Origin of the sequence: Ruegeria halocynthiae, from assembly GCF_000743705.1 — a bacterium.
Taxonomy (GTDB): domain Bacteria; phylum Pseudomonadota; class Alphaproteobacteria; order Rhodobacterales; family Rhodobacteraceae; genus Ruegeria; species Ruegeria halocynthiae_B.
The window spans coordinates 1-12,988 of sequence record NZ_JQEZ01000015.1 but is presented as its reverse complement, the minus strand read 5'-3'; the positions used below and the strand labels follow the sequence as shown (position 1 = coordinate 12,988).

Annotated in this window: 9 protein-coding genes and 4 pseudogenes; 8 read left to right on the top strand and 5 right to left on the bottom strand. The window is 57.0% G+C overall.

Going from position 1 to position 12,988, the window contains the following annotated elements:
- Positions 1 to 92 precede the first annotated feature (92 nt).
- Positions 93 to 658, bottom strand: a pseudogene (locus tag JT51_RS21685) (IS6 family transposase).
- A gap of 67 nt (positions 659 to 725) precedes the next feature.
- On the opposite strand from JT51_RS21685, the pseudogene JT51_RS20975 reads away from it, so the two are divergent.
- Positions 726 to 1,187: pseudogene (locus JT51_RS20975) on the top strand (fumarylacetoacetate hydrolase family protein); the annotation flags it as partial.
- Between the two features lie 25 nt (positions 1,188 to 1,212).
- On the opposite strand, the gene JT51_RS20970 reads toward JT51_RS20975, so the two are convergent.
- Both JT51_RS20970 and JT51_RS20965 read right to left on the bottom strand, forming a co-directional pair.
- Positions 1,213 to 2,094 (bottom strand): DUF5666 domain-containing protein, encoded by an 882-nt coding sequence (locus JT51_RS20970; RefSeq protein ID WP_051927692.1) that lies wholly within the window; start codon positions 2,092 to 2,094, stop codon positions 1,213 to 1,215.
- 2 nt (positions 2,095 to 2,096) lie between these two features.
- Positions 2,097 to 2,915, bottom strand: coding sequence for a DUF6502 family protein (locus tag JT51_RS20965; protein ID WP_037317841.1), 819 nt, complete (start codon positions 2,913 to 2,915; stop codon positions 2,097 to 2,099).
- A 153-nt stretch (positions 2,916 to 3,068) separates the two neighbouring features.
- Between JT51_RS20965 and JT51_RS20960 the strand changes: the two genes are divergently transcribed.
- The 5 genes and pseudogenes from JT51_RS20960 to JT51_RS21915 all read left to right on the top strand — a co-directional run.
- The gene (locus JT51_RS20960; RefSeq protein WP_037317838.1) at positions 3,069 to 4,694 is read left to right on the top strand and encodes an amino acid adenylation domain-containing protein; all 1,626 of its coding nucleotides are present in this window, start codon (positions 3,069 to 3,071) and stop codon (positions 4,692 to 4,694) included.
- Positions 4,694 to 6,007, top strand: coding sequence for a hypothetical protein (locus JT51_RS20955; RefSeq protein ID WP_051927691.1), 1,314 nt, complete (start codon positions 4,694 to 4,696; stop codon positions 6,005 to 6,007). Before JT51_RS20960 ends, JT51_RS20955 begins: the two co-directional genes overlap by 1 nt.
- Before the next feature lie 2 nt (positions 6,008 to 6,009).
- A complete protein-coding gene (locus JT51_RS20950; RefSeq protein ID WP_037317835.1) occupies positions 6,010 to 6,789 on the top strand; it encodes an enoyl-CoA hydratase-related protein in 780 nt (259 codons plus the stop codon).
- A gap of 200 nt (positions 6,790 to 6,989) precedes the next feature.
- On the top strand, positions 6,990 to 7,379 hold the full coding sequence (locus tag JT51_RS20945; RefSeq protein ID WP_037317832.1) for a hypothetical protein: 390 nt from the start codon (positions 6,990 to 6,992) through the stop codon (positions 7,377 to 7,379).
- 235 nt (positions 7,380 to 7,614) lie between these two features.
- Positions 7,615 to 7,847 (top strand): annotated as a pseudogene (locus tag JT51_RS21915) (IS6 family transposase); the annotation flags it as partial.
- A 205-nt stretch (positions 7,848 to 8,052) separates the two neighbouring features.
- Here the strand turns inward: JT51_RS21915 and JT51_RS20935 are convergent.
- Positions 8,053 to 9,312: a replication initiation protein gene (locus tag JT51_RS20935; protein ID WP_037317829.1), complete on the bottom strand. Its 1,260-nt coding sequence runs from the start codon at positions 9,310 to 9,312 to the stop codon at positions 8,053 to 8,055.
- A 580-nt stretch (positions 9,313 to 9,892) separates the two neighbouring features.
- Between JT51_RS20935 and JT51_RS20930 the strand changes: the two genes are divergently transcribed.
- Both JT51_RS20930 and JT51_RS20925 read left to right on the top strand, forming a co-directional pair.
- Positions 9,893 to 11,278, top strand: coding sequence for an AAA family ATPase (locus JT51_RS20930; protein ID WP_037317826.1), 1,386 nt, complete (start codon positions 9,893 to 9,895; stop codon positions 11,276 to 11,278).
- On the top strand, positions 11,271 to 12,338 hold the full coding sequence (locus JT51_RS20925) for a ParB/RepB/Spo0J family partition protein (protein ID WP_037317823.1): 1,068 nt from the start codon (positions 11,271 to 11,273) through the stop codon (positions 12,336 to 12,338). The genes JT51_RS20930 and JT51_RS20925 overlap by 8 nt, the downstream gene beginning before the upstream one ends.
- Positions 12,339 to 12,642: 304 nt before the next feature.
- Here the strand turns inward: JT51_RS20925 and JT51_RS21680 are convergent.
- Positions 12,643 to 12,988 (bottom strand): annotated as a pseudogene (locus JT51_RS21680) (DDE-type integrase/transposase/recombinase); the annotation flags it as partial.

The window sequence follows — 12,988 nt, the reverse complement described above, 5'->3', positions numbered from 1 at the left end:
CCAGCTCATGATCTCCTTTAAAGGCGCGCACTTCCCGAGGGGGTGTTGTCACGTTAACTTCCGGTCGACCAGGGAATGTTGATTTACGGATTTCAAGCAACTTGAGTGACGGCATTCCAAGCGTCAAATGCCTCGAGACGGTGATATCGGATTGTTGCGGCGGATCGGCGTGAGCGGGGGCGCTGAAGCAATTACGGACGGCTGAGTGGGTGGCCACAAACCGCTGTAATCCGCCCGGAGACCGATATCCCTGCATCGCTCTTTCCCGTTTGCGGAACGGCAGATGGCTATTCTCGGTACGGTTGTTGAGGCCCATGTGCGACCAATGATCCAGGCCCGGTGCAACCTCTCGCTTGGCAGTACCATAAGAACACAGCTTGTCCGTAATGATCCACTTTGGAATGAACCCAAGACGCTTTATCAGGCGGCGCAACAGCCGTTTTGCGGCCCGTTTGTCCCGTTTCGGTTGGAGTATTTCGTCCAGCACGGCACCATGCTGATCGACCGCGCGCCATCGCCAATATTTGCGACCTGAGATTTTCACGACACCTTCATCCAGATGCCAGACATCGCCTGGACGACCTTGTCGGCGGCGTAATTTTCAAGCAATCTGCGGAGGAAACCGGTGACGCTTATAGCTGATCGACGATGACTTCATCAATGTCACCTACGTCCAATTACGGGCATCAGCAACCGAACGGCAGTTAACGTGACAACACCGCAGGGGCGTCGTGATCGGCAAAGAGGCGAAATACATCTCGGAGGAAGACGCGCTGGATCACGTGGCCGGGTATTGCGCCGTGAACGATCTATCCGAACGCGACTTTCAGCTGCATCGCTCAGGCCAGTGGGTCAAGGGCAAGTCGGCGGATACATTTGGGCCAATCGGACCATGGCTGGTCACCCGGGATGAAATTCCCGACCCGCAAGACCTGTCAATGTACCTTGAGGTGAACGGGCGGCGGTATCAGGACCGCTCGACCCGGACGATGCATTCCGGCGTCGCCAGAGTGGTTGCGTATCTGTCGCACTTCATGTCGCTGCAGCCCGGCGACGTGATTTCAACGGGCACCCCGCCCGGCGTGGGAATGGGGCAGACCCCACCGACCTACCTGAAGCCAGGCGACAAGCTGAAACTGGGCGCCGAAGGGCTGGGGGTTCAGCAACAGGATGTTGTAGCGAGCTAAACGGCGTGTTCGGGTATGGGGGCGCTCAATGACACCCCAGTTCCGCCCAAATCCCGGCCTGCTCTGGGTTGTTGGTCGAACCGCCCAGCTGCCCCATCTGGCCGCATCGGATAACCCGGTCGCTCTGCTCGATCATCTCTGGCTGATCGGTGTAGGACACAAGACCACTGCCTAAAACCGTGTAAAGCCCGCTGGGTTTGGGCACCGAGTAATACCCCTGAACCTGGATGAGGCCCACCGTGGCGTCGAACAATCCGGTTTCCAACCGGGTCGCCTCGATCCCGTCTGGTGTGGGCTGACCAAACACCCGGACCAGCTCACCCAGTTGCAGATGTCGGGGGCTTATCCCACTGACATTGCTGCCCCCGACGACCGTGTTGCCGTTCAGGTCCGGGCCCAGATAGGTGCCGCTCAGCCGGGCTTGATGATCCGTGCCGGTCAGGGTCTCTATCCGTGACGCAATGACCCGCCGTCCCTGCCACAGCCCGCTGATCGCAACCCAGTCGCCCACATTTACGCCCGCAACATGCTCACCAGCATCAATCTTCGTGCCCAGCACGGTCAATTCGGCACGCGCTATGGCTGTCACCGGTCCCACAACGGGCAGGACTTGACGGATCTGCCTTGCAACCCATCCGTCATCGGCAAGCGCGGCGACAATCGCGACCGTATGGCCGGGCTGCAGTTCATCGGCGGTTATGGCCGGAGCGGACCCGGTCACCGCCATCGCGTCATCGGTCTGAATGCGCAAACCGTTCACATAGACGCTGCCCAGATGGGTGATCGTGCCGACAATGCCGGTTCCGATGATCCCCCCTTCGCGCTCTTCACTTTCCTGTGCATGACTTGGCACGGCAAGCCATAGCGCGATCAGGGTTGTTGCCAAGACACGGGAAAACACAATCATGATTACTCACTCTCATCCCTGATCTTGTCCGGAGTCGGCAAAACATAAGCCCCCATCGCAAACCGGCCTGCGTGGCCGCCGTTCTGATCCCTCTCCTGCAGGTCCCGGGCCAGCGCGTTGATCTCTTGCAACAAAGCCTGCGCCTTTTCGTCCGAGGTTTTTTTCAGTTCTTCAACCGACGCGTCTGACAGGTGCGAATAGCGAACAGCGCGGTCAAAGTTGCGCCTGGCCCCGGATTCGGCCAGCAGGTTTTGCGTTGCGGCCGTCAGATGCGCCGACAAGGTCGCCTGGTAGGCCGCCACCTGCTCGGCCCCGCCACCTGACGGCAGGAATGCATGAGTTAATAGACGCAAGACCCCTGTATCGTCCTGTTCGACAATTTTCTGATCCAGCAGGGTATTCAGAACCGTACCCGGTGCCATGTCGATACGCGCAAGACGCACCAAATCGTCGAATCCCGGCCCGTTCCTATCGCTTTTGCGATGCAACTCCCGGGGATCGCCGGACGCATCCTGAAACTCGGGCGACGTCGCCCAATGGCTGATGACAAGCGCGGCAGCGCTGCAACTTCGCTTTTGCGGGGTTTCGTCGCTGAGGCTGCGCAACCGTTTGACATCCTTGCGATGTAACCCGGTCAGCAGACTGGCCCTGCTGTCGCTAAGCGGTGTGGCCGAGCTGTCCTCAACCGCGCTCAGCAATGCCTTTTTCAGCGCCTCTGTCGCTGCCCCGACCGTTACGCCATGCGCAACCATAGCCCGCGCCAAAGGCTCCAGCAAAGCGGCCAGCGCGGTTTCAAGGGGTGGCTTGGGTGCAGTCGACATTGCGTTACTCATTAAAGCTCTATGGCGGATAACATTTGCCGCCCATTAACACATTCAACGGTTTCGTGACCATTTTGTGATCGAATGTGAGCAATAATGGGAAATTTTCCCATTATCAATAATGCGTGACCCCCGAACCAACAGGATATTGTCATGCAGGAAATCAACATTACGTCCCTGAAAAATATCACCCCCCTTACCCGCCCGGATATCACCTACCCCCGCCAGCCGAACCCCCTGTCCAGCCTTACCCCCATGGATCAGGCGCAGTTCCGAAGCTTTGGCTGGGGCCCGAGCATCAGCCCGCGCCATGCCACGATTGCCGACGCGCTGCGCCATCAACTGCGACAGAACCCGGACGCGGCTGCCGTTGAATGCGGCAGCCACAGCCTCAGTTATGCGGCGCTGGATCAGGCGTCGAACCGTCTGGCTGGCGTGCTGCGCGCACATGGTGTGAAGCGTGGCGATGCGGTGTGCCTGTTTCTGCACCGCTCGGTCGAGATGGTGATCGGTATCGTCGCGGTCATGAAACTGGGGGCTGCCTATGTGCCGCAACATGTCGGCGTCGCGCCCGCCGAAACCCTGCGCCACGTGGCCAAAGTAACCGGCGCGCGTGTTCTGCTCTGCCTCAGCGAACTGGCCGATCGGGTCCCCGTCGCAAGCGATCAAACACTGATCACCATTGACACGGTTATGTTCGACCGGATGCTGGATGCCCCGGCCCCGGGGCCGCAATACCGGGCACGGCCAGACGATCTGGCCATGATCCTGTTCACCTCCGGCACAACCGGCGTGCCAAATGGCGTACAGGTGACCCATGGCAATCTGGTCAATATTCTGCTGACCGCCCCTGGCGATCTGGGCATGCGCCCGGGCCTGAAAGTGGGTCAGATCCTGTCCATCGCCTTTGACATGGCGGCGTGGGAGACGCTCGGCGCGCTGTCTAATGGCGCCACGCTGGTCATTCGTGGCAAATCCATTCAGGAAACGGCGGAACGGGTCGATGTACTGATCGCCACGCCATCAATCCTGAACGCGCTGGATCACAGCCGGTGCCAGCAGGTCAATGTCGCCGCCGTCGCCGGAGAGCCCTGCCCCCGCCCACTGGCCGATGCATGGTCATCATTCTGCACCTTCTATAACTCGTGCGGGCCGACCGAGACCACGATCATCAACACGGCCGAACCGCATCACCCCGACAAACCGGTGCTTTCCATCGGACGTCCGACGCCGAACAACACGGTCTACATTCTGGACGAAGACCTGCGCCCCCTGCCAATCGGCCATAAGGGCGAGATGTGGGCCGGTGGCGATTGCGTGACCGCCGGGTATCTGGCCAATCCGGACCTGACCGCTGACCGTTATCGTCCCGATCCGTTCCGACCCGGCCATATGATGTTTCGAACCCGCGATCTTGGCCGCTGGACCAGAACCGGCGAGCTTGAACATTTCGGGCGGGTCGACGATCTGGTCAAGGTGCGCGGCTTCCGGGTCGAGCTGGACAGCGTGACCGGCGCGCTCGAAACTTCGCCTTGCTGTCAGCAGGCGGTGACCCTGCAATATGACAGCCGCAATCTGGTCAGCTTCATCTCACCCGCCACAGCCTGCCCGAAACGGGCGGCGCGTTCAGTGGCGGACCGCCTGCCCTATTACTGTAACCCCACCATGGTGATGCCGATGGACATCCTGCCGCGCACACCGCGCGGCAAGCTGGACAAACGTCTGCTGCTGAAACTGGCGCAAACCCATATCACCGACACCGGCACGGAGTTGAACTGATGACCACGCATTCAACAAATCTGGACACCCCCGCCCAGAACTGGCGGCGGGTGACCCGGCACCCCGCCCTGATGGAATACCGGCGTCTGGCGCTGCTGGTCGCGGTGGTCAACCTTACCGTCTTCGTGCTCGGGTTGCGCGACGGGCGCTGGCTGTCCGAGGGGGCATATGCCCTTGGCCCCATCGCGGATATGGCACTGATCAACCTGAGCCTTGGCATTCTGATCCGGCAACAAAGGGTGGTCAACGCGCTGTTCTGGCTGGCGACACGGGTGCCAACCTCGTGGCCGCTCTGGATCCGCTGGGGGGCTGGCAAGGTCTTCCATTTCGGCGGGCTGCATTCGGGTGGTACGGTAGCGGGCACCATCTGGTTCGGCTTTCTGCTGTTTGCCATGGTGGCAAACCGGATGAACGGCGCCGCGCTGCCATCCGATCTGACCTTAGGCCTGAGCGGCACGGTGGTGCTGTTGATGACGCTCATGGTGATCTCGGCCCTCGGGCCCATCCGGGCCAAGTTTCACAACACGTTCGAGAAAATCCACCGCTTTGTCGGCTGGACCGTGCTGGCGCTGTTCTGGGCGCAAACAGTGTCGATCACGTGGGATATGGGTGGCGATCTGCTACACAGCCCGGCGTTCTGGATGCTGTGTCTGATCACCTTGTCGATCCTGTCCCCCTGGCTGACCTTGAAACGGGTGGATGTTGAGATCGTGAAACCCTCGAACCACGCGGTGATCGCCCGGTTCGATTACGGCGACACGCCTTTTCCCGGCAGCTCCAACGCCATCAGTCATACGCCGTTTGGCGAATATCACTCCTTTGCCAATATTCCTGACCCGGGCGAACCCGGTTATCGACTGGCGATCAGCCGGGCGGGCGACTGGACCGGACGGTTCATCGACAACCCACCCGACAAGGTCTGGGTCAAGGGCATTACCGCATCCGGCGTGGCCCGGATCGAGGTGCTGTTCAAGAAGGTTGTCTATGTCGGCACCGGGTCCGGCATCGGGCCGATCCTGCCGCATCTGCTGGCGGGCGATGTACCCAACCGGCTGATCTGGTCTACCCGCAGCCCGCGCAAGACCTATGGCGACGCGCTGGTCGACGAGATCGAGGCGCATACCGAAAGCCCGCTGATCTGGGATACGGACACGCAGGGCAAACCGAACCTGCCGGCGCTGGCCTTGCAGGCGGTGCGTGACAGCGGGGCCGAAGCGGTCATCGTGATCTCGAACCAGAAGCTGACGCGCAAAGTTGTGCATGACATGGAAAGTCTGGGCATCCCCGCCTATGGCGCAATCTGGGACAGCTGAGCATGTATGACACGATTGAAACCGAAACACAGGGGCGGGTCGCAACGATCCGCTTCAACCGGCCCGATCAGCTGAACGCCCTGAACACACAAGTGATGGAGGAGGTGCTGGCCGCTGCAACCGGCTTTGACGCCAATCCTGACATTGGCTGCCTGATCCTGACCGGCAATGACCGCGCCTTTGCCGCCGGGGCCGATATCGGTGAACTTGCGGTCCAGACCTATACCAGCATGCAGGCCAGTGACTTCTTTGCGGGCTGGGACAGATTCGCCGCGCTGCGCCTGCCCAAAGTGGCCGCCGTCAGCGGTTACGCTTTGGGCGGAGGCTGCGAAGTGGCCTTGATGTGCGATGTCATCCTGGCCTCGGACACGGCAAAATTCGGCCAGCCCGAAATCAAGATCGGCTGCATCCCCGGCATCGGCGGTACGCAACGCCTGACCCGCCTGATCGGGCGCGCCCGGGCAATGGACATGATCCTGACCGGACGGATGATCGACGCAGAAGAGGCGCTGCAGATGGGCCTGGTCAGCCGGGTCTTGCAACCGGATGCCCTGCTGGGCACTGCGCAAGAGGTGGCAGCGCAGATAGCCGGTTACGCGCCCGATATCGTCAGTATGGCCCGTTCCTGTGTCAACATGGCCGATCACAGCACGCTGGAAGCCGGGATACGTTATGAGCGACAGATGTATCACGCGCTCTACGGATTGCCCGCGCAGCAAGAAGGCATGGCCGCATTTCTTGAAAAAAGAAAACCCCGGTTTCACCGCGACCCAGAGCAGTGAGTATCGCAGATCACCGAAAGGTGGCCTGCATCAAGCATATATATGTGCAATGCAAGTTGACCCCAGCTCAAGTAACCGACCCTCGGCAACGCGGCGAAAAGTCTTTGTTATCCGTCTCGTCCGGGTTCGTCTGAATTGCTGGAGAACAATGCAATCTTGTTACCCTGAGGATCGCGCGGGTAGGGTAGGGAGACACACCCATGTATGACAGCCAATCAACCGCGGATGACCAAATCGAACTATTCTGCCTGACAGAAACAGCCGAAGATCTGCCTATCCCCTGCGACGATGAATTGCGCGATGCGATCATGCGTGAGACTTTTGAAAGCCTGTTTTCCGGCATGGTCAACACCGGCTTGCACCGCGAGATTGAACCCATTGTCCACGGTTTGGCCTCTCTGATGTTCCGCCGCCGGCGAGGAGCTTATCGTGATGACCGCCTTGCTGCGGACTGGAGGCGCGACTGGGAGGCACGCCATCGCTTTGCCCTCGACAATGGGTTGCACGCCGACGTCGGGCGCGTGGCCTGCCTGCAGTATCTCAGAAACACTCGGACCAACTGGCAGGGCGGTGTCGATCATGAGGTTTAAGAGGTGGAAGCGCTTTTCGTTCGAAGATACATCGCGAAAGCGGGTTGCACTGCGCCGCAAACAGCAGAAAGAGCGTGAAGGATTCCCTTTGCTGGCGGAGCAGATCGCCGGGCAACAGCCCGGCGAAGATGAAGTAATGCGCTTGCGCGCCGAGGCTTGGGAGCTTGATGAAATACGCACCCGTGGCTGGCGTGCCAGGAAGTGGCGCGAGGCTCGCTCGATCTTTGCATCCTATTCCGATAACAAACCGGCTGCCACGAAGTTTTTTGCCAAAATGCTGGAAGTAACGGCCTTCCACGCAAGATAGTTATCGCCAAAAGTGGTGCTAACACTGCGGGAATCAACACCGTCAACAAGATGCTGAAAGGCTTTGGCTGCCCGATCCCAATCGAGATAGTTAGGAGGAAACACTTGAACAACATCGTCGAACAGGACCACCGTTTCGTCAATTCGCGGAACTGGCCGCTTAACCCTTAGGCAATGCGCGATCCCTTCGGTCAGCAATAAACTTCGCAACAAAGCCCCCGAAGAATACTGGCACACAAAACCAAAAGGGTCGTAACGCGCAAAATCAAGCGATAATGCGCAGAACAGCGCGATTGGTGATGCGTTGAAGTCAGCACTCAAAAACCGCTGACTTCAAAACGCTGGATTTTGATCCCGCCCATTGTGTTTATGCAAAAGCTTCAGGTTCAAGCTCCTGCCAGAAATCGAATATAGCGGTGGCGTTCAACCCCGATCGCCACCCTTGCGTGCGGAAATGTTCTCGATCCAGGTCATTATCCAACCCCGCCATAAACAGGCGCTTGTCGGCATCCCGTTGCGTAGGGTTTCGCCGCGAAACCAACTCCTCGACAATTGCCAGCTTTCGGGATCGTTCGACACGTTCGGCAGCGCGTGACGCGTAGGCTACGTCTTCTTTGGCTTTTTCCACATCCCGTAACCGGGCTGCCTCAATGGCTTTTGGACTTGGTTCTAACGTCGCTTCCTGTTCCGGGACTTGAAAGTCCTCCCGCAAGGCTGCAGTCAGATAACCCACCGTCGATTTCACACCCCCCTGCCCGCTTACATAATCGAGCTTTTTCTGAACGTAGTCTTCGCCATGCTCAGCAATCCACTGTCGGGCAAGCCTGTCGGACACGCCTTGTTTTCGCATCTTTCTATATACGGGAAGATTCCGAACGCCGTCGCTGTCATCAATTTCAAACATTGCCTTCTGTGGGTTCCCCTTAATCAGAAACCTTATGTCCGTTACCGTGCGGCCTTTTTTCCGGAACTCGGGCTCAATCAGGATATCAGAGCTTTTGTTGACTTCTGACACAGCCGGTTTGATAATCTTTGCGTTGAGATGCTTGAAGCTGCTGTAATAGTCGCTGCTATCAACCCCCATGAGTTTTCGAAACACATCCAGCGCCCACCAGCCAGTCGAACCGGTACGTACAAAGCGATAACAGTTTTCGTATAACGCCAGCCCATGTCCTGAGCTAAAGTTCCTCTGGATCTGAACGTTGATCAATGCATAGATCTTTGGGTCATAAAGCTTTTGCGCCAAAGCCGGAGAATAGGCATATTCACAAATTCCGCTTTTCAGCTTGGCGAAGCTTAACAAAGACGACACCCCCCATTCCTGCCGCCCCTGTTCGTCCAACATGTCCCATTCGGCTACAGTTTCTGCCAAGGCCCGCAAACTGGCCCGCAGTGTATCGAAATCGTTGGAATTATATCCGACCATCATCGCCAAGGTGCGTGCGTCAATTGTATGGGTCGCAGCAGATGTCAGGGCATCATAGGCGTTTAGCAACAGAACATTTGACAGCTTACGCTGTAACAGCGTCAGCTTGCCGCTGATATGAATCGCGGCGACGTTTTTTTTGACTGTCTCCCGGCTAAGGGCCCCAGAGAGTTGATCCATGTCTATTTGTGTATCCGGCATGATTCTGCCTGGCTGCTCGTTTTGATATTTCTGGCACGAAAGGTACCTGTGGATCAATCCTGTTTGGGTGCCCGAATACAGGAGAGTGTGAATCCCGTGTACGGGTACCTAATTGAGTCCCGAACTGAGTTATCCCCAGAACAGGGCAGAGCGAACGACATCAGACGAGTCAGGTACTGGGAATCTTACGCATCCAGACCCCTAAGTAGGGTCTGTTTAGCCAGGTTTTTCGGCGTCCTGCGAATCGGAACCCCTCTTACCGAAATCTGGCCCCGTGCAACCTGTATATTGGCACCTTTGATCCTGTAGTCGGGTTCCCTTTATACCGAACTTAGGCACCCATATTGCCTTTAGTTATTGTTTTCAAATAGTTTCTCATCGGTAAAAATTCTAAATACTCTAAAAATACTAAACCCTTTGTTGCGTGTTCTTCTTCTTTTTTGAACGGTTTCGTGGCGAAACCCCGCATTGTTGCGACATTCTGGGGAAAACTCTTTGACTAAGGATAGCCTTGTAAGGAAATGTTCGCTATGTTCGCCAATATACGCCGCGAAGGCGAACATTATCTGAGGCATCGACAGTGACCAAAACAAACCAACCTCCTCTGCCGCCCTATCTGAATCTTGATCCTGAATTAGCCGCTGCAAAGTTACCGAATCCTATCGGAACGTCGCGATTCGCAAAAGCGGCAGCCTTCTGCGCAAAGGGCCGCGAGGATCTGGCCCGTCGGGGATACGCACCTGACGGCGAAAAGCGCCTGCGCCGATTTTCAATTTGGGAAATTACAAAATATCTGATTCCCGTCGCGCCGGCCCATCTGCGCCGCGTTCTGAAAGCAAACCCAGAGCTGCCGCAAGGCGAGGGCGAAGCTGGATCCAAGTGGTTCACATTGGACGAAGTTCTGTCACTGCGTATGCACTTTGCAGCTGAAGGCGTAAGTACCAAAGAGTACGTACCATATCGCCCCGAAGGTCTGCCTGCAAAGGTGGTCGCTGTGGCCAACTTCAAAGGTGGCGTGGGAAAGACATCTACGGCAGCACACTTGGCAATGTCTGCAGCACTGGATGGGTACAAGGTTTTGGTAATTGACCTCGACAGTCAGGGGTCCATGACGTCAATTCTTGGTGGAAACATCGCGGATGAGTGGCAAACGGTGTTTCCTCTGATCGCCAAGGACTATGCACGCGCAGTACAAGAGGAAAACCGCGTGCGGGCGGCTGCTGGACAAAGCGAAATACCCTTAGACGAAACACTGCAAGAAGCCCTGAAGACCCTGCCCCGCGATGTTATTCAGAAAACACATTGGCCCAATATTGACCTGATCGGCGCACAGCTGAACCTTTACTGGGCAGAGTTCCAGATTCCGGTTTGGCGCATGGGGCTGCGCAGTTGGCCACTTTGGGATGGGCTTACGAACTTCCTTCAGGATGAGGGCGTGCTGAATGACTACGACATCGTTTTCCTGGATACGCCTCCTGCACTTGGGTACCTAACGATCAACGCATTGGCTGCGGCGGACATTTTGTTGGTCCCGTTGGGTGCATCATTTCTGGAGTTCGATTCGACCGGTCGATTTTTTGACATGCTCTACACGACATTTGCCAGCATTGAGGACGGAGAGAATGCGGCACAACGGGCGGCGGGTTTGCCGGAACTCAAATTTGAATGGGACGTTGTCAGGGCGATCATTACCCGCTTTGACGCCAGTCAGCAGACAGATATGGCGAATGTCATTCAGGCGTATTTCGGGGATTTCATGAATGCCTACCGCCAGGACTATACTGCTTTGGTCGGGCAAGCTGGTGAGCAGGTCAACGGGATCTATGAGGCAGACTATCGGGACTTCAACCGGGATACATACGTGCGTGGACGTGAGACGTTCGACCGAACGTATGCTGAGTTCAAAGAAGTTCTGATTGGTTGTTGGTGGCGCGACGCAAATATGGGAGAAAAAGCAGATGGCTAAACGAAGAAGACTGGTCGCCCCGAACACTGTAGAGTTGGAACAGCTTGAGGTGGGTTTCGCCGCGAAACCATCCATCAGCCCATTTGAAGGGTCTTCAGCGACACCTCCTATTGCCCAAATTGCGGCTGAGGCCGCGACCCTGAACGGCATGACCGCAGTTACTGACCGTCTTGCCTTGGCCCAAGATCAAGGCGACGCAGCCCGGTGGCGAGATGCGCAGGATGCGGGGCTTGTCGCGGAAATGCTGTCACTGGATCAGATTGATGCTGATTTCTTACGCCGGGACCGTATGGTCGAAGACGAAGAAGCCATGGCTGAGCTTCTTGAATCCTTGCGCACGAACGGTTTGCGGACCCCGATCGAAGTCACGCGCGACGGCGAAGGGTTTGGGTTGATTTCCGGTTTTCGACGACTGGACGCTTTTCGTCGGTTGGCGGAAACAGATCCGCGGTTCTCTGAAATACCCGCATTTATTCGTGAGGCCGGATCAGGCCAAGGCGCTTATGTGTCCATGGTGGAAGAGAATGAACTTCGTTCAAACCTGACCCCATATGAGCGGGGGCGGATTGCCGTGCTGGCCGCAGGGCAGGGGGTTTTCTCATCGACAGAGGCTGCTGTCGATGTGTTGTTTGCCGCAGCATCCAAGGCAAAGCGGTCCAAAGTTCGCGGTTTTGCGGTTGTGCATGAAGCACTGGGTGATCTTTTGCAGCACCCGGTTTCCCTGTCGGAAAAAGCAGGGCTTAGACTGGCGTCAGCGTTGCGGGACGGCGCGCAGTCCAGGTTGCGTCAAGCATTGGCAGGGGCAGGGGCCTTGGACCCGAAGTCCGAATGGGCCTTGTTAGAGGCTGCCTTGAAGACAGAACCGGAGCCTGAACAGGACAGGACCCGCGGTGGACGTCCACAACAGGTTCAGCGGTTGAAGTCCGCCCAGCTGTCTGGAGGTGGTGAAATTCAGGCTGAATTAACCGCCGAAGAATTGCGCTTGCGAATTCGCGGCCGGGATATGTCTACTGAAGATGCTCAATACCTAGTTGATCAAATTAGACAATTGCTGACCTAATTGTACTGCGTTCTTACTTGTAACTCCGTCCCAATAGGGGTTCGTTTTGATCGCCAGATCTTAAAAGATCAAGGTAATGTGCAAAAATGGAAAAAAATGCACATTACCTTGATCTGAATATGTGTCCAAAAGGTTCTGCCGCAAGCTGCCGAGGCTCATTGTTTGAATTAAAACTCTTGTAATATCGGCGGCCCAAGCTTCAACTTGGGAGTGACTATGATGGTTTCGTTCAAAGGCGTGCACTTCCCGAGGGGGTGTTGTCACGTTAACTTCCGGTCGACCAGGGAATGTTGATTTACGGATTTCAAGCAACTTGAGTGACGGCATTCCAAGCGTCAAATGCCTCGAGACGGTGATATCGGATTGTTGCGGCGGATCGGCGTGAGCGGGGGCGCTGAAGCAATTACGGACGGCTGAGTGGGTGGCCACAAACCGCTGTAATCCGCCCGGAGACCGATATCCCTGCATCGCTCTTTCCCGTTTGCGGAACGGCAGATGGCTATTCTCGGTACGGTTGTTGAGGCCCATGTGCGACCAATGATCCAGGCCCGGTGCAACCTCTYGCTTGGCAGTACCATAAGAACACAGCTTGTCCGTRATGATCCRCTTTGGAATGAACCCAAGACGCTTTATCAGGCGGCGCAACAGCC